Source organism: Anoxybacillus amylolyticus (assembly GCF_001634285.1).
Lineage (GTDB): Bacteria > Bacillota > Bacilli > Bacillales > Anoxybacillaceae > Anoxybacteroides > Anoxybacteroides amylolyticum.
Genome location: NZ_CP015438.1, coordinates 714,718 through 735,691, shown reverse-complemented (window position 1 = coordinate 735,691; position 20,974 = coordinate 714,718). Strand labels below are relative to the sequence as shown.

20 protein-coding genes, 3 pseudogenes, 1 CRISPR repeat array and 1 riboswitch (1 of these 25 cut by a window edge) are annotated in these 20,974 nt (G+C 41.6%); of the genes and pseudogenes, 11 read left to right on the top strand and 12 right to left on the bottom strand.

All coding sequences use genetic code 11. The features are described from left to right. Positions 1–74: 74 nt before the first annotated feature. Both GFC30_RS17420 and GFC30_RS17415 read right to left on the bottom strand, forming a co-directional pair. Positions 75–440: a transposase gene (locus tag GFC30_RS17420; protein WP_238583540.1), complete on the bottom strand. Its 366-nt coding sequence runs from the start codon at positions 438–440 to the stop codon at positions 75–77. 138 nt (positions 441–578) lie between these two features. Further along, on the bottom strand, positions 579–1,133 hold the full coding sequence (locus GFC30_RS17415) for an IS630 family transposase (RefSeq protein ID WP_066322964.1): 555 nt from the start codon (positions 1,131–1,133) through the stop codon (positions 579–581). 358 nt (positions 1,134–1,491) lie between these two features. Next, positions 1,492–1,593: riboswitch (purine riboswitch) on the top strand. 391 nt (positions 1,594–1,984) lie between these two features. Here GFC30_RS17415 and dgt point away from each other — a divergent pair. The 6 genes and pseudogenes from dgt to GFC30_RS17045 all read left to right on the top strand — a co-directional run bounded on the left by dgt (position 1,985) and on the right by GFC30_RS17045 (position 7,119). After that, the gene (dgt, locus tag GFC30_RS03715; protein WP_066322963.1) at positions 1,985–3,208 is read left to right on the top strand and encodes a dGTP triphosphohydrolase; all 1,224 of its coding nucleotides are present in this window, start codon (positions 1,985–1,987) and stop codon (positions 3,206–3,208) included. 29 nt (positions 3,209–3,237) lie between these two features. Continuing rightward, complete coding sequence (locus GFC30_RS03710; protein ID WP_238583539.1) at positions 3,238–4,497, top strand: cytochrome P450; 1,260 nt, start codon at positions 3,238–3,240, stop codon at positions 4,495–4,497. A 70-nt stretch (positions 4,498–4,567) separates the two neighbouring features. Further along, positions 4,568–5,191, top strand: coding sequence for a dienelactone hydrolase family protein (locus tag GFC30_RS03705; RefSeq protein ID WP_066322962.1), 624 nt, complete (start codon positions 4,568–4,570; stop codon positions 5,189–5,191). 11 nt (positions 5,192–5,202) lie between these two features. After that, on the top strand, positions 5,203–6,363 hold the full coding sequence (locus GFC30_RS03700; RefSeq protein ID WP_066322961.1) for a 3-phenylpropionate MFS transporter: 1,161 nt from the start codon (positions 5,203–5,205) through the stop codon (positions 6,361–6,363). Between the two features lie 115 nt (positions 6,364–6,478). After that, positions 6,479–6,771 (top strand): annotated as a pseudogene (locus GFC30_RS03695) (sigma-70 family RNA polymerase sigma factor); the annotation flags it as partial. A 198-nt stretch (positions 6,772–6,969) separates the two neighbouring features. After that, positions 6,970–7,119, top strand: coding sequence for a hypothetical protein (locus GFC30_RS17045; RefSeq protein ID WP_158512128.1), 150 nt, complete (start codon positions 6,970–6,972; stop codon positions 7,117–7,119). Between the two features lie 279 nt (positions 7,120–7,398). Here the strand turns inward: GFC30_RS17045 and GFC30_RS03690 are convergent. After that, positions 7,399–7,719 (bottom strand): annotated as a pseudogene (locus GFC30_RS03690) (ExeA family protein); the annotation flags it as partial. Between the two features lie 2 nt (positions 7,720–7,721). On the opposite strand from GFC30_RS03690, the pseudogene GFC30_RS03685 reads away from it, so the two are divergent. Then, positions 7,722–8,231: pseudogene (locus GFC30_RS03685) on the top strand (IS6 family transposase); the annotation flags it as partial. A gap of 410 nt (positions 8,232–8,641) precedes the next feature. Here GFC30_RS03685 and GFC30_RS03680 read toward each other — a convergent pair. The 5 genes from GFC30_RS03680 to GFC30_RS03660 form a co-directional block, all read right to left on the bottom strand. Continuing rightward, on the bottom strand, positions 8,642–8,842 hold the full coding sequence (locus GFC30_RS03680) for a DUF4926 domain-containing protein (protein WP_066322960.1): 201 nt from the start codon (positions 8,840–8,842) through the stop codon (positions 8,642–8,644). 8 nt (positions 8,843–8,850) lie between these two features. After that, positions 8,851–10,032: a DUF6883 domain-containing protein gene (locus GFC30_RS17360; RefSeq protein ID WP_202967981.1), complete on the bottom strand. Its 1,182-nt coding sequence runs from the start codon at positions 10,030–10,032 to the stop codon at positions 8,851–8,853. Between the two features lie 45 nt (positions 10,033–10,077). Next, a complete protein-coding gene (locus GFC30_RS17315) occupies positions 10,078–10,266 on the bottom strand; it encodes a hypothetical protein (RefSeq protein WP_066322959.1) in 189 nt (62 codons plus the stop codon). A gap of 323 nt (positions 10,267–10,589) precedes the next feature. Next, on the bottom strand, positions 10,590–12,086 hold the full coding sequence (locus GFC30_RS03665) for a flotillin lipid rafts scaffold protein FloT (RefSeq protein WP_066322958.1): 1,497 nt from the start codon (positions 12,084–12,086) through the stop codon (positions 10,590–10,592). A gap of 18 nt (positions 12,087–12,104) precedes the next feature. Further along, a complete protein-coding gene (locus tag GFC30_RS03660) occupies positions 12,105–12,635 on the bottom strand; it encodes an NfeD family membrane protein (RefSeq protein WP_066327097.1) in 531 nt (176 codons plus the stop codon). A gap of 187 nt (positions 12,636–12,822) precedes the next feature. Here GFC30_RS03660 and GFC30_RS03655 point away from each other — a divergent pair, with 187 nt between their 5' ends. The 4 genes from GFC30_RS03655 (at position 12,823) to GFC30_RS03640 (ending at position 16,163) form a co-directional block, all read left to right on the top strand. Continuing rightward, a complete protein-coding gene (locus GFC30_RS03655; RefSeq protein ID WP_066322957.1) occupies positions 12,823–13,485 on the top strand; it encodes a response regulator transcription factor in 663 nt (220 codons plus the stop codon). A gap of 34 nt (positions 13,486–13,519) precedes the next feature. Beyond that, positions 13,520–14,848, top strand: coding sequence for a sensor histidine kinase (locus GFC30_RS03650; protein ID WP_066327094.1), 1,329 nt, complete (start codon positions 13,520–13,522; stop codon positions 14,846–14,848). 130 nt (positions 14,849–14,978) lie between these two features. Continuing rightward, on the top strand, positions 14,979–15,518 hold the full coding sequence (locus GFC30_RS03645) for a hypothetical protein (protein WP_066322956.1): 540 nt from the start codon (positions 14,979–14,981) through the stop codon (positions 15,516–15,518). After that, positions 15,519–16,163 carry a PspA/IM30 family protein gene (locus GFC30_RS03640; protein ID WP_066322955.1) on the top strand — a complete coding sequence of 215 codons (645 nt, stop codon included), beginning with the start codon at positions 15,519–15,521 and terminating at the stop codon, positions 16,161–16,163. A gap of 52 nt (positions 16,164–16,215) precedes the next feature. On the opposite strand, the gene GFC30_RS03635 is transcribed toward GFC30_RS03640, so the two are convergent. From GFC30_RS03635 to GFC30_RS03620, 4 genes are read right to left on the bottom strand one after another with little or no spacing between them, the layout of a single operon-like run. Further along, positions 16,216–17,289, bottom strand: coding sequence for an ABC transporter substrate-binding protein (locus GFC30_RS03635; RefSeq protein WP_066322954.1), 1,074 nt, complete (start codon positions 17,287–17,289; stop codon positions 16,216–16,218). Beyond that, a complete protein-coding gene (locus GFC30_RS03630) occupies positions 17,286–18,083 on the bottom strand; it encodes an ABC transporter permease (RefSeq protein ID WP_066322953.1) in 798 nt (265 codons plus the stop codon). Before GFC30_RS03630 ends, GFC30_RS03635 begins: the two co-directional genes overlap by 4 nt. 5 nt (positions 18,084–18,088) lie before the next feature. Beyond that, a complete protein-coding gene (locus GFC30_RS03625) occupies positions 18,089–18,880 on the bottom strand; it encodes an ABC transporter permease (protein ID WP_066322952.1) in 792 nt (263 codons plus the stop codon). Continuing rightward, entirely contained in the window at positions 18,870–19,931 is a 1,062-nt protein-coding gene (locus tag GFC30_RS03620; protein WP_066322951.1) for an ABC transporter ATP-binding protein, read from the bottom strand. Before GFC30_RS03620 ends, GFC30_RS03625 begins: the two co-directional genes overlap by 11 nt. Positions 19,932–20,123: 192 nt before the next feature. Then, a CRISPR array of direct repeats spans positions 20,124–20,974; the repeat unit is 30 nt; unit sequence GTTTCAATTCCTCATAGGTACGATACAAAC (it continues 711 nt past the right edge of the window).

Sequence of the window (20,974 nt, the reverse complement as noted above, 5' to 3'; positions counted from 1 at the left end):
GTTCCTCTATTTTCTCTCTAATTATTCGCCATAGAACGGGAGAAAACCTTTATTTCAATTTATATAGATTCAGATTAATTTTCCGACATAACCACCTGTCCGATGCGCTGGAGCACTCTTTCTGGAAATTCAGAAAGGTACTCCAAAAACGAAACAATCGATTCTCTCAACTCTTTTCGAGTGGGATGGAACCGATTGGCAATCACACTCTCTTTCAGCCATCCCAAAATCCGTTCAACTAAATTTAAATTCGGCGAATAAGGGGGTAAGAATACAAAAGTTAACTGCTCTTCACGCTCCTGTAAAAAAGGCTGAAGAACTTTGGCATGATGAATTTTTGCGTTATCCAAGACCATCACGACATGTTGATCTGGATACTGGTCCAATGTGTATTGAAGAAACTGCAGAAAAGCCTGTGCGTTACATTGGTCCGTTTCCATACAGAGAAATTCACTGACCACCTAATAAGCTAACCGTTGCGTGGTGTCCATACGTAGGGATTTGTTTTTGACGCCCTTTGACACTCCATGTGGCACGAAGAGCTTGGTAGTCCCGAATATGGCTTTCATCTTCATAGATTATGACCGTGTTGTCGGACAAGTTTTTTTTATGAGTTCCATCTCCTGTTGAAACTCTTTTTGCTTTTGAGGATTGGCCCGTTTGAGAGTATACGTAGGACGTGTATAGCGAAATCCCCATCGATGAAGCATGTCACAAATACCGCCACGGGACATGGTGACAGAAAATTTCTCTTCTAACACATGTTGAATGATTCGTGTATTCCAGCATGTTTCGATGCCGTATCCTTCATCGGCAGGGGGGCTTTCTTCCAGCATTTTTCTCAATTCACGTTCTTCGTCTGGAGACAAATAAGGCTTTCTTCCCGGGGCGTAATGGCGTTCTAATAGCGCATCCATGCCACCTTGATTAAACTTTTGAACGTAAATCGAAACGGTTTCACGATGGATATTCAAAAGCTCAGCCACTTGGATTCCCAAATAGCCTTGCATAATGAGCCGAATCACTGCAATTCGTTTTGCCATGTTTGCTTTTTTCATGGCTCTTTCCTGTTCCTGAAGACGTTCGATAGTCCAACCGTGATCGTTCGTAATTTGTAATCCTTTTTTCTTCATTGATTAATCCGCTCCTTTTTTTACTCGTTTAGGAGCAGTATAGACAAGGAGAGGTATTAGTTAAACATGTCGGAAATTCAAGCTGAATTTATATAGCATCACAAATAATTAACAGAAAATAATACTATTTTTTATTATAATTCCATTTTTTGTTGACATAAATTTTTACAATCTATATAATTATTGATAAAAATGAATATTTTAGGCTCTTCACCAAAAGTTGTGCTTGATTTTTTAATAAAAGCGGACTTGATACTTGTTTATACATAATTGTAAATGAAAGTTAAATAAACGATAAGCGGTATCCCTTGCTTCACAACATTACGTGTTCGTCAAGTACATTTTGTGGTGATGAACCATATTTTAATAAAAACTTGCTCGTATATCCTCAGAAATATGGTCTGAGAGTCTCTACCCGGCAACCTTAAATTGCTGGACTACGAGTGAAAGTGAATCTAAGTCCATTTTATTCAGTAATTAAGAAAGATGAAGGGATATGGACGGGATTCATATACCTATTTATAAGTTGTACATATAGTATCGAGGACATCAACCCAAGAGGATAGGTTTTCACTCGTGAAACATTAATATATAAATGCACATTGAAGTGTTAACATTTTTCGACTGTCGGGCGACCGAACAACACCGCTCCCAGACAAATGAATTTGTCTGGGAGGCGGCTCGTTGTTCGGTTCTCTGTCACGCGAATGCGTGACGCAGGCAAGCCTTTGGCTTGCCTCCGACAGTCGAAAAAATAAGTTAAACTCCCCAGTTGCATGTATATAGAAACCTATCCTCTTGGGTTTTTACTATTTATTCAGAAAACTATTTTTGTAGAGTGGGAGAGGTTAATGTATAAAAAATATGACAAAAGCAGATTTTCACCAGAACAAGAAAAGATTTCGATTTCAGAGTTTAGATGCGATTACCAACGAATACTAAGATCACCATACTTTCGTATTTTACATACTAAAACACAACTTATTCCATTTCCTCATAACCATAATTTACGGAATAGATTGATTCATTCTTTGGAAGTCAACGAAATCGCAGAAATAATTACTGAAAGAGTAAACAATCATTTGTTAAAAAATGATTTACCAACTATTGATTTAAATCTTATTCATGCGGCAACCTTTGCGCATGATATAGGACATCCTCCTTTTGGTCATAGTGCCGAAAGAAGTCTTGATAATATAATGAAATGCTTTGGGGGATTTGAATCCAATGCTCAAACAATAAGAATTGTAACTGAAGAATCTCATAATGTTACATTAAGAACTGTAGCCGCGCTTCTTAAACATAAAAATGTAATACCTCTTAAAAGGGAAGAAGAAGCGAATTTAATTAAGGGATATTATCAGGAGTCATCTATTTTTGTAAATAAAATTCTCCAGACTTACAATCAACCTGTTATTGAAGAATATATAATTGAACTCGCAGATGATATCTCTAATGCCATCTACGATATAAAAGACATGGTGGGTTTCTTTAGTAGAAATCAATTTGCTAATATTTTAAACTCAAATACTATACTTTCGTTAATATTAGAAGGTATAACATCTAACCCTAATTATAAGAATATTGATAATTTAGAGAGAATAATCAATTGTCTTTTCAATGAAATCAAAGATAATTTCTTGGAAGATTTTTTATCTGGCCAAATATCTAGGGAAAGATATGCATTAAATAAAATTGTTATTGAATTTATTGATTCCTTAGAATTTTATATAAATCCAGCAAAGCCTTACTACAGCAAAATACAATTACCATTACATAGCAGCTTGAAACTAGCAATATTAATCCAAATTACAAAGATATGTTTTCTGAAAAATGATATAAACCTCAAATTTGAAATCAGAATAGATGATTATATTAAAAGAATATTTAATTTTCTATTTTTTGATAACCACAAAAACAGAGGTTCAGACACTAACATGAGACAGCTAGAAATATTAGACCATTTAAACGATACCGAAAAAGCTAGAATTACTTGTGACCTAATTTGTCAACTATCCGAAAGAGAAGTCATTAACTTTGTAGAAAAGGAAAAAGACCTAAAGGTCTTTATATAAATAACTATATTTTAAGGAGGAATTTTATAATGGAAACGATTATCGAATCCCAAAATGTAGAACAATTTAGTGTTTACAGTGATGATTATTTGCATAATCGTTACAACTATTACAAGAGATTAAGAGATAATGCTCCAGTTTATTGGAATGAAGAAATGCGTTCGTGGTTTATAACAAGATATGATGACATCACAAAATATTTGCAGGGAGACACCTTTATCACTAGCCCACTAATTTGGCACAAAATGAAAAATCTCCCTGAAGGCGAAGACAAGCACTTTAAGGAGATCATCGACATTATATCCACATGGATGATTTATAACGACCGTCCAATCCATACACGTTTAAGAAAATACATGAACCGTGCCTTTTGGAAAGAAGAGATTGAGGCTATCACTCCTGAAATCAAAAAAATTGTAACATCAGTTTTAGATCAAGTGGTTGAAAAACATTCGAACGAGTTTGACTTCGTTTCTGAAGTTGCTCATCCAATTCCGGCGTTGGTACTTTGTAAAATGCTTGGTATTCCAGGTGAAGAGGTTGAACGTTTTATCCGTTGGTCAGATGACATTGCTCAATTTATGCAAAACTTTGTTGTTTCCCACGTCCCTGACAAAGATATCAGCGATCAAACCAAAAAAAGTATGAAAGAAATGTACATGTTTCTTTCAGAAGCAATTGCTGAAAGACGCATCAAAAAACGCAACGATTTGTTAAGCCGTTTAATCTCAGATAATCCGGGTGAGGAAGGAGAATTATGTGACGATGAACTTATCGCACAAACCATTCATCTAATTTTTGGTGGACATAAAATTCCGCAGTTCATGTTAAGTAATACGTTGCATCTATTGTTCAAACATCCAAAAGTATTTGATGAACTCAAAAAAGATCTGTCTCTAATTCCTAAGGTCTTGGATGAGGCTATGCGACTTGAAGGACCAATTCAATACATAACAAGACACGCTGCCCAAGATATTACTATTCATAACCAACTTATTCGTGAAGGAGATTCGGTCTATTTCTTCCTCGGTTCCGCTGGTCGTGATGAACGCGTTTTTGAAAATCCAGAAAAATTTGATATCAATCGGACAGGTAAACAGCATATTGGTTTTGGTGGTGGTTATCATGCATGCATTGCTGCAGCATTTGCTCGCGTAGAAATCGCCGAAATTTTAAAAGAAGTTATTCAACGTTTTTCTCACATTACACCTTTATATAATCTTGAAAGACCTGAATGGACGCCTAACCCTACCTTTCATGGTATTGTTACAATGCCGATCAAATACTAACTTCCTATACTGAGTGGGGGTGCGACACCCCCTCTATCTTTAATTATAAGGATAAGGAGTTTGTCATATCATGTTAAAACACTGTAATTATTCTGATGTTGCTGTCATCCTAATACATGAAATCTATGGGATTAACGATCATATGAAACACGTAGCTCAAATGATTGCCACTAAAGGGTATGACGTATACTGCCCCAATTTATTAAATCGAGATCATTTTCATTATGATGATGAGGCAGATGCTTACCAATATTTCAAAAATGAAATTGGATTTGGAAAAGCGAAAAAACAAGTTTTAAATTTAGTAGATTCCTTAAAGTCTCGATACAAAACCATTGTGTTCTGGGGGTATAGCGTCGGTGCAACCGTAGCTTGGTTATGTTGCGAACATTATGGCATAGGAGATGCGGCCATAGGTTACTATGGATCACGGATTAGAGACTATCTCAATTTATTCCCAAAACTACCCGTACTATTACTGTTTTCTGAGCACGAAAAGTCATTTAATGTTAACTGGCTCGTCGAGCAATTATCCTGTAAATCAGGGATAAAAGTCGAGTTGTTTAAAGGACAGCACGGGTTCGCTAATCCCTTCTCCAATAACTATCATCCGGATTCAGAAAGAAAGGCTTTTGAACTGTCCCTACAACTTATTGAAACCATTCAGAAAACGAAAAAAAATGTATTGACATAAGGGGAAGCATTATGAAACAAACATGGTTATCCACAAACTTTTTTGTATTTTTCTTCACCTGGGGGATTTTCTTACCGTACTGGACCGTTTGGCTGATTACAAAAGGGTTAACTGCTCAACAAGCAGGGATCGTGATATCCATCGGATTACTAGTAAGAGCTTTTTCAACTTCGTACATTTTTCCTGCCTTGTGCAAAAGGTATTGGTTATCACACGTTTCGCTTATAGTCGCTTTTTTATCTCTAATCATCCTAGTATGTTTTTTGCCTTTTAATAATTTGGCATGGCTTATGTTAGTAATGGTCTTTTTCAGCCTCATCTATCCCATGTTGTTACCTATCAACGAGACAAAGGCCTCCATTCTATCAAAAGAAGAAAATGGGATTGACTATGGAAAATGCAGATTATGGGGATCGTTCGGTTTTATTCTCTCATCAGTGTTAACAGGATGGGTAGCCTCAAAAAATGCGAACAATATTATCTATTTGTTTTTACTCGGTAATCTATTCATTTTAATCCTATCATTAATTCGATCTCCATCAAGCTTAAGAGTTAAGTTTTCTCAACGGGCAGGAGGTTCCTTTGAATTACTGAAATCAAAATCATTTTTAATATGTCTCCTCCTGAGTATGGTTTTACAAGGTACCCATGCTGCCTATTATAATTACGGAGTTATTTATCTTAAACACATAGGAATCAATAGTGTTTATATTGGTGGAATCCTTGTTTTGGCTGTCTTAGCTGAAATCGGGTTCTTTTACATTTCAAACCGAGTATTCACTAAGTTCGATGTAGCGACTATGTTTCTATTGGCCGGGATTGCATCAATTATCCGTTGGTCAAGTGTCTATTTTTTTGAGAATCCACTGGTTTTTGTGTTTTCTCAACCGTTGCACGCTTTAACATTTGGTCTCACGCACTTTGCATTCATGACTTTTGTTAATCAATATATTAGTAAGGACAAAATTCCTTCAGCTCATGGACTCTACGCATCACTTGCCATGAGTTTAACCACTGGGGTTTTAACACTTGTCAGTGGATACTTGTACTTGTATTCACCTGGATTCCCATTTCTCGGAATGGCATTGGTCGTGGCACCTAGTTTATTCCTATGCCCGATGCTTAAAAAGCTTACCCGTCAATCCAGCACATTTCAACAGTTAGGTGCTTAATTACTTCGGATAATGTATAATGAAACACGGTGCCCTGACCGACAAACAGCCAATTTTTTAGATCTTAAAATCTTTTTGCTTCTGATGAACAATAAACAGATAACACCCTAGTGTGAACGAAATCAGCCTCCTCGATATCTTAAAATCCGAATCAGAAGATGATGTCGTTGATATGATCCAATTAAACATGGAATTAGAGAAAATTAGAAAATATATTGACATTCTTGATGAACGTGAAAAAAAAGCATTATTAGCCGGTTTGGCCTTGATTTACAGAAGGAAAAAACGCAGCGGGAGATCGCCAAAGAGCTAGGTATTTCCAGAAGTTATGTATCACGCATTGAAAAGCGGGCGCTTATGAAAATGTTTCATGAGTTTTATCGAAACGAAAAGGAAAAGCGGCGGTAAAATTTCTCCCTTTAGGTGTACTCTACCTAAAGGGGCTTTTCAATATTGAGCATTTTCAAAATACAAAAAACAACATGATGCGCTGAAACGATTAGAACGTGAATTAACAGAAACCTTCCTGATCTCCTTGAACGTGGGGTATACGATGAAAAAAACTTTATTGAACGCTCCAACTACCTAGCCGACAGAATAGATGAATTGGAAAGAGCTCTTGCACAAGCACAGGAAGAATTAGCTCTCGAGAAAGAACGTGAACAAGCCAAAGTAGAAATCATTCCACAAGTGGAGTATGTCCTAGAATTGTACAATAAACCGGACGATCTGAAGCTAAAAAAACAGCCTTCTTAAGTCTGTGCTTGAAAAGGCTGTGTATCGAAAAAAAAAACAGTGGAGGAATGAGTTTACTCTTATCATCTATCCTAAATTACCTAAGTGACTATCCAAAATTTTTAATTCGCAATAATGTAAATTAGCACACTATTTCAGAACTACTTTTTCAAATTATTTTGGATGAAAATCGGAAATACCGCGCAAAATGTTTGCGAATTCTCTCGGATTTTGCACGCTTTTTGCACATTATCTCAGACGAACATTGGAAAAAGAAGAGGAGCCGTTTGGCTCCTTTCCTTATACTCCTGTTTCCTCCGCCGCCATTCGAACAATTTCTTCGTCAATCACGTCTTTTTTTAGCTGGTAACCGTATAAAAGGCATGTCGTCGTTAACGTGTTGATGACTCGTGGCCATCCTTGCGACTGTAGGGCAATCGCCTCTAAAGCCGCAGGGGTAAAAATCGAATGCTTCGCTCCTGCTTGCTTCATTCGCTGTTCAATGTACGCTGCCACTTCTTCTTTCGAGAGCGCTCCCATCCGATACCGTATGATGATGCGTTGTTGAAGTGGACGATGGTGATTCAAGCGCAACCGTATCTGTAAGTGGGGCAGTCCTGCTGTTTGATGCCATCAAGAAAGTCGTGTTGTCTTATCGTGTCTCCCCCAACCGAGATACGATGTCTGCGATTCGTGCCATCGATGACGTCCTAAAGAAGTTGCCTTCGATTCCAGATGATCTTTCACTTGTCGTCGATGGAAACCCGATCTACTTATTGGCTCAACACTTTTTCGCCCAACACGGCATTCCTTTCGATGTCCGCCAAGTGATCGGGCTCACCAATGACGATCCTGTATCGGAAGAGTTCCGCCCACTCAAACAGATCATCGAACGATTCAACCGAACGTTTAAAGGCAACTATCGACCAACCCATGGTTTTGGCGCAGAGGAAGGTTCTGTTTCGTTTGTCACGTTGTTTGTGGCGTATTTCAACTTCTTGCGCCCTCATGGTGCACTCGAAAACCGAGTTCCCGTCGTCATCCCAGAGTTAGACAACCTCCCACATATGCCTGCACGCTGGGGCAAGCTCATTGCCATGGCGCAAGACTTTCTAAAACAACAGGCTGCCTAATAGGGATTCGGCGGAGCGTACCCTTGACCATCCGAACCTCGCCAAAGGTAAAATCAGGAATGGGCAAGGGCTGCTTTCCTATGCCCTTTTTTCCTGCCCTTGCCCTTACTGACCTCTTCTCTCCTTTGGCGAGTGTTGGTCAAGGGCGAATCCGATTCCACAATCTCCTTCATTTTCCTTTAAAAGGTAGATCGGGATCACTTTTCATAGAATTTTTGACGCTACCGTTTTTCTACAGGGCTCATTTCTGAAAGATCGCCATATCCGTAGTTGATTCTCATTCGACCTGTGTTATCCAAAATGTTTGGTTTATTGATTGTATTGTACGATCCTGTTTCTAAGAAATAAACCCGGTAATATTCTCCCTACAAGAACACTTGTTTTTTTGGTATAGGGGAACCGCCATCCAATTAGCCCACATACTTCTCTATCTCATGCGGCTCAAGTACAATTATGGATTTGGTTTTACCTTCATCATCTACAAATTCGATTTCATATGCTTCATTCGGAACAGTATGCACTGAAACTACCACACCGATGTCACCCTTTTTCAGTCCTTCATTTGGGTAATCTTTTAATATCACGACAGTATCGAGTTCAATAAAACTCATTTAATCACCTACTTTACATATATTGTTGTCATCTCCGGTGCATCTGAACCAGGCTTCAGAATCCAACCTGTCCTAACTGTAGTTGTATTTCCATTTGGACCTGTTATCTGCATATCAACAGTATACCTCTGTCCATATTGGTCCGCTTTACCCAAAACAGCTTCACTCTGAGGCAACTTTTGTTGAATCTGTTTCATCAAGTTATCGGCATTTGATTTGTTGTACCCTAAGGCACTCTGAAATACTCTCGCTTTGTTTCCCCCGACCGGATGATCTGGATTAAGAGCGTAATCTGTTAGTTTTCTAGGGTCTATTTTTGCATTTTCTAGGTTAGGCAAAGAATTCTGGACTTTACCCGTCCCCTTAGCAAACTTCTCAGTTTCGTCCGCCCTCTTAACTACTTTCCCCGAACCCCCTTCGCTCCGGCTCATTCGCTGGTACAGTTCTTCGGCGCTTTTGACCAAACGGTTGAAGCTTAACGATGTTTCCGCTTGACCGTAGGCCATTCCCTCTCCGGCCATTACCATGACGGGAACCCCCACAAACGCTCCTTCTCCAGTCGCTGTCAATGATGCACCACCGACTTCGAGAGCTTCAGACCCGCTTGTTTCGATCATCCCCGCAATCGTTGATACCGCATGCCCGGCCATTTTTCCTGATTCATAAGCGACAGGGTGAGGACTGTGATAGGATCGGTGAATGTTATCCAGTGTGATATCTTGTACAATTGCATCTCCCGCTCCTCTCACAAACTCCACTGTGCTTTCCATTGGGTGTTTCGTCAATCCGTGCCATGATTTTTCTGCGTTCTTCGCTACTTGTCGAGCGGCTTGTTCGATTTTTTGTCCTGCATTGATTATATCATGAACCGCCTGCTTCGTGACATGCTCTGCTTTCTTTTCTAGTTGTCGCGTATCGCGTTCGATCGCTTTCCCCGTTTCTTTGATTTCTTGCTTTATCTTATGCACAATCGAGTGAACCGCTTCGGATGCAGCTTTTTGCCCATCGTGAACGACGCGCTTTACCGCTTGCTCCGTCTTCTTTTCCGCCTCGTGAAATGCTTTTTGTGCCTTCTCGCTAATATGTACCGTATCTCTCACTGCTTGTTTCGCGGCATGTTCCACTTTCTTTTCAACGTTTTGAATCGCTTTCTCCACTTGTTTCACATCATGTGCAACGTGCTTTACCACTTGTTCCGCTTTCTTTTCCGCTTGATGAAAAGCTTCCTTTGCCTTTTAGCTAATGTGCACCGTATCCTTTACGACTTGTTTCACCACTGGCTCGACTTTCTTTTCTACTTGCTGAACGGTTTGTTGAATGGTCTTCTCTACTTTTTTGACGTCATTTGCGACATGCTTTACCGTCTGCTCTACCTTTTTCTCGACCAAATGCCCTAGTTTGCTTAATGAACCCCAAAAAGACATATCCTCCGCTCCTTTGATCCTTGCCCTTTTGTTTGAACAACGTTCGTTGCTAAGCCATGATCGATGAAAAATACCACTCCTTTCCCACATGATTGGATGATGATGGAATAATAAAAAAAATGTCAATTCTGTCAATAAAAATTTTGGTATATTTTCTAATATTTTTTCATAAAATAAGAGGTTGCCCTGAAAGAAAAAGCTTTCGTGGACAACCTCAAATTACTTTCATTTTGTTTTCCCTATAAAGATAATCAATCCTATAAGAAATATTTTGGATAACTAGTAGGTAATAATGAGCTTACTCTCCGCCAGTCCCTCTAGGATTACTCTTTTTCCACCGTTTGCGACGGTGCGCTTTGGATCGTTCCTTTTCCAGATAAGTTTTCGAGCAGTTGTTTGACATCAATGCCGGACGATGCTTTGAGCGATTCTTGCAATGTCGCCATTAAATTTGTCGCATAGCCCGCCACTCGGTTCGCTCCGCCGTTTGCGCTATTTGAGCCTGTATCGACAACCGTAATTTTCTCAATATTCGCAAGCGGTGCAGCGATTTGTTTTGCATATTCAGGAAGCATTTTTAAAATCATGTCGAGAACTGCCGCTTGACCGTACCGTTCGAACGCTTCGGCGATTTTTTGCTTCGCTTCCGCTTCGGCCAACCCTTTTAAGCGGATAACTTCTGCTTCCGCTTCCCCTTTTGCTTTTTCCGCTTCGGCTTTCGCCAATCCGTCGAGGCGAATTTTTTCCGCTTCCGCTTTTGCCATCGCTTCGATCCGATATTTTTGCGCATCCGCTTCGGCGATTTGCTTCACCTTTGCCGCAACTGCCGCTTGCTCGACCGCGTAGCGATCTGCATCGGCTTTCTTCTTCACTTCGGAATCGTATTGGCGTTCGCGGCGCAAAATTTCTTTTTCTTCGAGCTCGATTTGCTTCTGCCGCTCGATAATTTTAATTTGCATTTGTTGCTCAGTGACTTCTTGTTTCGCTTTTGCTTCTTCTAAATGATACGCTTGGTCGGCGCGCGCTTTCGCGATATCTTGCTCGCGGCGGAATTCAGCGAGTTTCAATTGGTTGATTTTTTCCGCTTCCGCAATTTCCGTCAAGCGTTCCAATTCTGCTTTCCGTGCTTCTTTATCCGCTTCGGCTCGCTTAATGCGCGTTTCTTTTTCCGCTTCCGCTGTCGCGATATCGGCATCGCGCTTCACTTGAGCGATGCGCGGTTTTCCGAGCGCGTCTAAATAGCCATTTTTGTCGCGTACGTCTTTAATCGTAAACGATACAATGACAAGCCCCATTTTCGCCAAATCGTGCGATGCCACCCGCTGCACTTCTTGTGAAAATTTGTCGCGGTTTTTATAAATTTCTTCAACCGTCATTGAACCAAGAATCGAACGAAGATGCCCTTCTAACACTTCTTTCGCTTCATTTTCCATATCTTGGCGCGTTTTCCCTAAAAACTGCTCCGCCGCTGTGGCGATTTCACCAATCGAGCTGCCGACTTTAATGATCGCCACACCGTCCGCCATCACCGGAACGCCCTGTTCTGTGTACACTTCTGGCGTTTGCACGTCCAGTTTGATCGATAATAAGCTAAGCGGTTCCGCCTGTTGGAAAATCGGCAAAACGAACGTCCCGCCGCCGCGTACGATTTTAATTTTGTTTCCAGATTCATCGACATGCACATTTTTACTGCCGAGATAGCTTCCCGTCACGATCAACGCTTCATCTGGGCCGACGGTGCGGTAGCGCAACATAAATACCGCAATCAGCCCAAGAAGCAATAAGACGACGACCCCAACAACGATTAACATCGGCACCATGCCTCATTTCCCCTTTCATTAAATATGATATGGATCGTGCTTCGCCACGGTGGCGACGCCGTTTTCCATTTTGATAATAACTACTTCTGTTCCTGTCGCAATTTCTTCGTTTTTTAAGCTTTGTGCCGGCTTTGCAACCGCCCCGCTCGTTCGCTCGATTAAAATTTCCCCGAACCCATCCGCCGGAACAGGGACGATCACTTTCGCTAAACTCCCTTCCAAATCCGCTTCGGTATAATGAAGCGATGCTTCGGCGGAACGGAGCGGAATAAAGACGAAAAAGTGCAAAAGCAAGACGGCAATCAAGGCGATTCCTGCACTCAAAAGACCAATTAATGTTGACGGCATGCCGGTATATTTTTCAAATAAATATCCCTCGGCGCTGAACACCGTGAAAAACGATAAAATGAGCTGCGGGCTGAACAAAGGATGGTCGGGCACATCCAATATCCCATCCAATATGTCGCTTAATAAAATATAAAGAAACGTCAAACTGCCACTGATGATGAGCACAAATAAATAAACCGTTTCGAGCGGATATCCGGACATCTCCTCACTTCCTTTCCTTTCTGCCCGGGTCATTATGTAATTACGAACGATCACAAAAAATGTTTCATATTTTTCTTTCTTTTGATAAAAAATGTATTTTCTTTTATTGTACAAAGTTTTCACTTCTTTTTCATCAAAATTTGGTATGATTTCAGTAGGAATGTTGTAGGGAAAGAAGGGAGAAAAGGTGAAGCTGCTTTTAGCCGAAGATGATCTTTATTTAGGGGAATTAATCGTTCATATGTTGAAGAAAAAAGGTGCGGATAAAGTCGACTGGGTGCAGGAAGGCGAAGATGCGTACGAATATGCGCTTGCTTCCTTTTACGATGTCATTATTTTGGACTGGATGTTGCCGAACGGAGATGGCGTAGAGATTTGTAAACGGCTACGCCAAAAAGGATATTCCGGCGCGATTTTAATGTTGACCGCGAAAGATGCGGTGCAAGACCGGGTACAAGGGCTCGAGGCGGGAGCGGATGATTATCTCGTGAAGCCGTTTGAAATCGATGAGCTTGTTGCACGGTTAAAAGCGTTGTCTCGCCGCACGTTTGTGCCGATTCAAGAAGAAGTCGTCCGCTTTAAAGATTTTGTCTTAAATCGGACGAGCCATACGCTTCATCGCGGGGAAAAAGAAATTTTGTTAACGCCGCGCGAATTTCAGCTTCTTGATTTGCTTTTGCAAAATAAAGGACATGTTTTGCCGCGCGAAACATTGCTTGACCGCATTTGGGGCTATGATGCGGACGTGTCGATGAAAACGATTGATGCGACTGTCAAGTTATTGCGGAAAAAACTAGAGGAAGACATTATTCAAACGGTGCGTGGGGTGGGGTATAAAATTGAAGATTAACATTCTGACGTTTTGGCGCAAAAACAGTCAAGATATGTTCCGCCGGACGCAGTTTCGGCTCACGTTGCTGTATAGCGGAATGCTGATGGTGTTTTTGACACTTTTTATTGTGATCGTTTACTCGATTCTATACGTCATGATTACGCACGACCAAGAACGGCGAGTAAACACCCTTGCCGATCAAGAAAGAAAGGCGATTGAAGACATTTTAGCAAAACAAACGATACTCGATTTTCTTGATGAACAAAACGTTGTGTTTTTAAGCGAAGATCAGTTTTTTTTCTATGTCGTCAGTCCGCGCGGCCAGCTCATGATGGGCGATGAAGTGAATAAAGCGGTTCGCCCTGCACTGTTAGCTGCTTTGCAACAATGGGAGCCGGACGAAAAAGGACTAAAGTATATTGATGTGCAATTGTCGGCTCACCAACATGAATTTTCGCGGTTTCGTTCGCTTGATCTTAAACTATTAACCGCCGCTCGTCCGATTGTCGTTCATGACCAGCTTGTCGGCATCCTATATGTCGGGATGGACGCCACCACGTTTTCACGGCTATTCCATTGGCTATGGATTATATTTATCGGTCTTGCGGTCTTATTTATTGGTGTAGCGATTTTGCTTAGTCATTTCATGTCAAAACGCGCGCTCGTTCCTATTCAAGAGGCATATAATCGTCAGCGTGAATTTGTCGCCAATGCTTCCCATGAATTGCGCACCCCGTTAAGCGTCATTTTCTCATCTGTTGAAGCACTAGAGATGGATGGTGACTTAAAAAAGAATGAGTTCAGCCAAAAAGTAATGCACCGATTACGCGAAGAAGTGAAGCGAATGACAAAGCTTATTAACGATCTACTGACACTTGCACGTTCGGATTCAGAACATGCTTTTTTAGAAATTGTGAAAGAACCATTTGATTTCCGTCCCCATGCCGAACGGACGATACAAATGTTAAAAGAACTAGCTGATAAAAAAGATATTCATTTACATTTCGATAGTCCTGAATGTGTTCTCGGGACTGGCGATGCCGATAAATTGACGCAGCTTTTATACATTTTGCTAGACAATGCAATTAAGTATACACCAAACGGCGGACACGTGTCGCTTTCTCTTCGGGTCGAACCATCTAAGCAACACCAGCTATTAATCATCTCTGTCAAAGACACCGGCATCGGGATTGCGAAAGAAGACATCGGTCGCATTTTCGACCGCTTCTATCGCGCCGATAAAGCGCGGACACGCCAGCACGGCGGACACGGTCTTGGACTATCGATCGCCAAATGGATTGTTGACGCCCACCGCGGCACGATCGACGTCCAAAGCGAAGTAGGAAAAGGAACAGAGTTTATTGTGAAAATTCCTTTTTAAAGGGGCTTTTCGATTGAGAAAAGCTCTTTTTTTTGACCAAAAAAACTTTTTATCTCCTCTCGTTTTTTCACCTAATTTTCTCTTTTCTTTTCTACAATACAACATGTAGACAAACTAAGGAGGTGAGAGAATGAAAAAGAGAAAGTTCTTGCTTTGGTTGTTGCTTGCTGCAGTGGTGTTCGGTGGATTGGCGTTGTTTATGAACATTGGGTTTGGCGAACGAATGCATGGGATAATGTTGGATGGGCCACGTCATTTTCAAGCGTTCAACGGACAGCCTGGCATGTTCCATCGTGGTGAATTCGGCGAACATCGCCACATTGCTTTCCATCACGGAATACATGGCGGCATGATGGCTGGCGGCTGGATGATATTCGGTATGTTCGCGCTTCTTTTCCAACTCGCGATGGTCGTCATCGGCTGGATCATGTGGAAAACAGCGAAACGTTCCGGCTGGAAATGGGCAGGAATGGCACTAATGATGGCTAGTATTCTCGCCCTTCTACCAAAAGTGTTGCTCATTCCGTTCGTGCTAGTTGTCGCCTACATGTTCTATAAAAAACAACAAACAAAAATGAGAGAACCATTTGAACCAATGACAGTGCCGATTACACCAATCCATGACTTTTTAGACGAATGGGAAAGAAATATCCAAAAGGAGGGAAAATAAATGGGGCTTTTTAAACGGGTAAAAACGATTGTTCTTGCAGACTTGAACGACCTTATCGATAAATGTGAGGATCCAATAAGCATGACCAAACAATACCTTCGCGAACTAGAGGAACAAATGGAAAAAGCGCAACAGGCGCTCGCCGAACAATTTATCGTCGAAAACCGCTATGAACGTTTGATCCAACATGCACAAGAAATGATCGAAAAACGGGCACGCCAAGCGAAACTCGCGGTGGAAAAAAATGAAGAGGCCATCGCAAAAATGGCCCTTCAAGAAAAATTAATGTACGAGAAAAAGCTTGATGCATACAAACAACAGTATAACACACTAACAGAAAAAACGACATACTTAAAAGAAAAAATTAAAAAACTAAAAGAAACCTACGAAGAACTAAAAGTGAAACAGCTTGATTTAATCGCCCGCGCGAATATGGCAAAAGCGATTCAAGCAATCCATCAAACGCTCGTTTCTTTCCATCCAGAGCATGCGCTGAAAGGCTTTGCGCGCATGGAAGAACGCGTATTTGCCCTTGAAGCAGAAGCAAAGGCAAGCAACTATGTATATGAGTCGCAACGTGCCGTCACACCGTCCGTTTTTGACGAAGAAGTCGAAAAAGAATTAGCGAAACTGAAAGCCGAGTAACATTCTCCCCTTTCTTCATATAGATAGCCCCTTGCATCACGCAAGGGGGCTGTTATTTTCGGTGCATTTTAAACTGCAAAAATAGTTCGTTATAATACGCTAACATTCGCTTCCCTAAGTTTTTATACACTTCCAAATGCCCAATTTTGTTAAAGTCGGGATAAAACCGTTTGTCTTCAATCATTTCTTTCGGCAAATATTTCATGGCTTTTGCATTTGGCGTTGCATAGCCGACGTACTCGGCGTTTTGCGCCGCATGTTTTGGATCGAGCATGAAGTTAATAAATTGGTGCGCCCCTTCAATATTTTTTGCCGTTTTTGGAATGACCATATTGTCAAACCACAAGTTGGAGCCTTCTTTCGGCACGACGTAATCAAGCTTGTCGTTTTCCGCAATCATTTCCGCCGCATCTCCCGACCAAACGACACCGACCGCCGCCTCTTCGTTCGCAATTAACATTTTAATCTCATCACCGACAATCGCTTTCACATTCGGCGTAAGGGCGTCCAATTTCCGCTTCGCTTCCTCTAAATGCGCCTTATTCGTATCATTTAACGAATAATGAAGGCTGTTTAACGCCATGCCCATCACTTCGCGCGCACCATCGACAAGCAAAATTTGATTGCGCAATGTTTTGTCCCAAAGATCGTTCCAGCTCGTTATTTTTTTACCGCCAAGCATGTCGCGGTTATACACAATTCCAACCGTTCCCCAAAAATACGGAACGGAATAACGGTTATCGGGATCAAACGATAAGTTTAAAAAACGCGGATCAATGTACTTTAAGTTGGGCAGCTTCGCATGATCTAAAGGGAGAAGCAGCCCTTCTTCTTTCATTTTGCTGATGGCGTATTCTGACGGAACAGCAACGTCAAACGTCGTTCCACCTTGCGCGATTTTCGCCATCATCGCCTCGTTCGAATCGAACGTTTGATAAATGACTTTTAACCCCGTTTGTTTTTCAAACATCGTAATTAGTTTAGGGTCAATGTAGTCCCCCCAATTGTAGACAACTAACGTATGATCCCCAGCATCGCCTTCTGCTTCATTTAGGCGGTTAGACACGTATAAAAGCAAAAACGCCACTACCAATACCGCGATAAATGATTGCACGAGCTTTCTCATTTTTTCCACATCCCATACAAACGACTGCCTTTTCGGCTAATCCAATAGTAGCCGGCGACAAGAACGACCGTCAGTAAAAATAACAACGTTGACAGCGCGTTAATCGATAAAGAAATACCTTGCCGCGCCCGCGAATAAATTTCGACAGACAACGTCGAAAATCCGTTTCCAGTCACAAAAAACGTTACCGCAAAATCATCTAAAGAATACGTCAATGCCATAAAAAACCCCGCGAAAATGCCTGGGGTAATAAACGGCAAGACGACTCTCGTTAAAATATGCCACTCATTCGCTCCTAAATCACGCGCCGCATCCACCCACGTCGGGCTCATTTCTTGCAGCTTCGGCAACACCATCAACACAACGATCGGCACACTAAAAGCGATGTGTGACAATAGCACTGACACAAACCCAAGCTGAATGCCAGCGAGCGTAAACAAAATTAAGAACGATGCCCCAATAATGACGTCTGGGCTTACAATGAGGACGTTATTCAACGTCAATAGCGCTTGTTTTACGCGCCAACTTTTCACGTAATAAATCGCTAGTGCACCAATGACGCCGAAAACGGTCGAAATAAGCGACGAAAATAGTGCGACGATAAGCGTATTTAATACGATCAGCAATAAGCGTGTATCGTGAAACACTTCTCGATACCATTCCAGTGTAAAGCCCTTAAAATGGTGCATCGTCCCGCCGCTGTTGAACGAATAAAACAGCAAATAAAAAATCGGCGTGTACAAGATGATAAAGACAAAAATTAAATACACATTTCCCCATTTCATCCGCCGCATGCCGATCACCTCCGATTCCCTGTCACAATAACGACCAATGCCATGATCATAATTAAAAATACGGCAATTGTCGCCCCCATCCCCCAGTCTTGGGTGACAAGGAAATGCTCTTCGATGGCCGTACCGAGCGTAATGACGCGGTTGCCGGCAATTAAGCGGGTAATCATAAAGAGCGAAAGCGCAGGAATAAAGACGGCCTGACACCCTGCTTTTACGCCATCAAGCGTGAGTGGAAACACGACGCGGCGAAATGTCGTCCACCCCGAAGCGCCCAAGTCGCGCGCCGCATCGACAAGCGACGGATTCATCTCTTCGAGCGCATTAAAAATCGGAAGCACCATAAACGGAATAAAAATATAGACCGACACAAATACAAAGCTAAAATCGGTAAATAAAATTTGCTTTGTGCCGATGCCGACCGTTTCTAAAATCGCATTTGCCAACCCGAACATGCCGAAAATCCCTAAAAATGCATACACCTTTAACAACAAATTCACCCAAGTTGGCAAAATAATCATCAATAGCCATAACTGCTTATGCTTTGTTTTCGTCAACAAATACGCCGTTGGGTAGGCGATGATAAGCGAAAAGATCGTAATTAAAAACGCGTACCAAAACGAACTAAGCGCCATTTTTAAATAAATCGGCGTAAAAAATTTCTCATAGTTTTCAAGCGTCCAATGCCCTTCAATGTCGAAAAATGAATCATATACAATCAACGCAATCGGTGCGACAACACATAAAGCGATCCACAAAATGTATGGAAATAAATAGACGTTGCGCACGCTACTTTTCATCGCCATCATCCTTTACACGCATGACGTGAATCGCTTCCGCTTCAAAATAAAGCCCGATTTCTTCGCCGACTTCCGCCTTTTTCGTCGAGTGGACGAGCCATTCGTTGCCGTTTTCATCATAGCCACAAATTTCATAATGCACTCCGCGGAACAGCTGCGAATCTACTTGCACGCGCAATTTGCCACGCTCCGGTGCAGTGATTTCTAAATCTTCCGGGCGAATAACGACATCGACTTGCTCATTTGGTTGAAAGCCGCCATCGACGCACTCAAACCGCTTCCCGGCAAACTCGACGAGAAAATCTTGAACCATCCGCCCCGGCAAAATGTTCGACTCTCCGATAAAATCGGCGACAAACCGGTTGACCGGCTCGTCGTAGATATCTTTCGGCGTACCGCTTTGCTGGATTTTTCCTTTATGTAAGATAAAAATTTGATCAGACATCGCCAGCGCTTCTTCTTGGTCATGGGTGACAAAAATAAACGTAATGCCAAGCCGGCGCTGCAACTCCCGCAACTCATACTGCATTTCCGTTCGCAACTTTAAATCAAGCGCCGAGAGCGGTTCATCAAGAAGCAGCACTTCCGGCTCGTTCACAATCGCGCGCGCAATCGCTACCCGCTGCCGCTGCCCGCCGGACATTTCTTGAATTCTCCTGTTTTCATATCCTTTCAAGTTGACAAACTGAAGCGCCTCCGCTACTTTTTCGCGAATATCGGTTTCTTTCATTTTTTTTACTCGCAAGCCAAACGCGACGTTTTCGAATACGTCCAAATGCGGAAAGAGCGCATAGTCTTGAAACACCGTATTCACTTGGCGTTTATTTGCCGGAACGTGGTTGACCGGCTGCCCATGAAAATAAATCGTCCCTTCCGTCGGCTCGGTAAATCCCGCAATCAGGCGCAAAATCGTCGTCTTCCCGCACCCTGACGGCCCAAGCAACGTATAAAACTTCCCTTTCTCCATTTCAAAACTCACATCATCCAACACCACAAGCCCATCATACTGCTTCGTCACACCCTCGAAGCGGATGATTGCATCTTGTTTCACTCCCAGCCCTCCGTTGTATGCAATATGTAAACAAAATCGAAATTTCCCTAATCATTTCTATTAGAACATGCAGCGGGAGGGAGTGCAATGGGATTTCTAAAAAATCTTATCCTCAATACCACGCCTATCTCAATTCCTAGTTAAATAAGATTTAAACGTCATACCTCCACTGACGGTGTTACTGTGATATAGGTTTCAGTTTCTCATAGGTACGATACAAACACAGACAACCTTTTGCTTCTATCGGTGCAGAATTTATGTTTCAATTCCTCATAGGTACGATACAAACAGGCATGAGGTTCATTACGTATAAGAAGGCCGTAGAAATAGCGTTTCAATTCCTCATAGGTACGATACAAACGTAATAATGAGACAAAAGATATATTAGAAAAATGCTGTTTCAATTCCTCATAGGTACGATACAAACTTGAACGTCCGGTTTCACCGTTGACTGAAAATCCGTGTTTCAATTCCTCATAGGTACGATACAAACCGCTTACGTATCAATACATCCAAGCGCTTGACATTGTTTCAATTCCTCATAGGTACGATACAAACGGCGTAGATTTTTTCTTGTGTGCTAATCCATTCCGCGTTTCAATTCCTCATAGGTACGATACAAACTTTTACTAGTCTTGCGTTCGTCGAATTATGACGAGTTTCAATTCCTCATAGGTACGATACAAACAATGAGGCAAAACAATATGACAAAGTAATACTCCAAGTTTCAATTCCTCATAGGTACGATACAAACTAAAAAAAGGAAAAATGGTGGGGTGGCAACAATGGAATGTTTCAATTCCTCATAGGTACGATACAAACATTTTTGACCAATTAGCTTGTCCGTTTTCTTGCCCTCAGTTTCAATTCCTCATAGGTACGATACAAACAAAAGAAGAGCTCGAAAAGGAGCTTCTCTAAGAAAATGTTTCAATTCCTCATAGGTACGATACAAACCCATACCAATCTACCGCGAACCCTCTTACCGTTTTTCCGGTTTCAATTCCTCATAGGTACGATACAAACCAAACTAGAGGCTTCTA

What these genes read in the sequence shown, in the direction of transcription:
- GFC30_RS17420 (WP_238583540.1), bottom strand. Translation starts at nt 440, where the DNA reads ATGGAAACGGACCAATGTAACGCACAGGCTTTTCTGCAGTTTCTTCAA.
- GFC30_RS17415 (WP_066322964.1), bottom strand. Translation starts at nt 1,133, where the DNA reads ATGAAGAAAAAAGGATTACAAATTACGAACGATCACGGTTGGACTATC.
- dgt (WP_066322963.1), top strand. Translation starts at nt 1,985, where the DNA reads ATGTATAAAAAATATGACAAAAGCAGATTTTCACCAGAACAAGAAAAG.
- GFC30_RS03710 (WP_238583539.1), top strand. Translation starts at nt 3,238, where the DNA reads ATGGAAACGATTATCGAATCCCAAAATGTAGAACAATTTAGTGTTTAC.
- GFC30_RS03705 (WP_066322962.1), top strand. Translation starts at nt 4,568, where the DNA reads ATGTTAAAACACTGTAATTATTCTGATGTTGCTGTCATCCTAATACAT.
- GFC30_RS03700 (WP_066322961.1), top strand. Translation starts at nt 5,203, where the DNA reads ATGAAACAAACATGGTTATCCACAAACTTTTTTGTATTTTTCTTCACC.
- GFC30_RS03680 (WP_066322960.1), bottom strand. Translation starts at nt 8,842, where the DNA reads ATGAGTTTTATTGAACTCGATACTGTCGTGATATTAAAAGATTACCCA.
- GFC30_RS17315 (WP_066322959.1), bottom strand. Translation starts at nt 10,266, where the DNA reads ATGTCTTTTTGGGGTTCATTAAGCAAACTAGGGCATTTGGTCGAGAAA.
- GFC30_RS03665 (WP_066322958.1), bottom strand. Translation starts at nt 12,086, where the DNA reads ATGGTGCCGATGTTAATCGTTGTTGGGGTCGTCGTCTTATTGCTTCTT.
- GFC30_RS03660 (WP_066327097.1), bottom strand. Translation starts at nt 12,635, where the DNA reads ATGTCCGGATATCCGCTCGAAACGGTTTATTTATTTGTGCTCATCATC.
- GFC30_RS03650 (WP_066327094.1), top strand. Translation starts at nt 13,520, where the DNA reads ATGTTCCGCCGGACGCAGTTTCGGCTCACGTTGCTGTATAGCGGAATG.
- GFC30_RS03645 (WP_066322956.1), top strand. Translation starts at nt 14,979, where the DNA reads ATGAAAAAGAGAAAGTTCTTGCTTTGGTTGTTGCTTGCTGCAGTGGTG.
- GFC30_RS03640 (WP_066322955.1), top strand. Translation starts at nt 15,519, where the DNA reads ATGGGGCTTTTTAAACGGGTAAAAACGATTGTTCTTGCAGACTTGAAC.
- GFC30_RS03635 (WP_066322954.1), bottom strand. Translation starts at nt 17,289, where the DNA reads ATGAGAAAGCTCGTGCAATCATTTATCGCGGTATTGGTAGTGGCGTTT.
- GFC30_RS03630 (WP_066322953.1), bottom strand. Translation starts at nt 18,083, where the DNA reads ATGCGGCGGATGAAATGGGGAAATGTGTATTTAATTTTTGTCTTTATC.
- GFC30_RS03625 (WP_066322952.1), bottom strand. Translation starts at nt 18,880, where the DNA reads ATGAAAAGTAGCGTGCGCAACGTCTATTTATTTCCATACATTTTGTGG.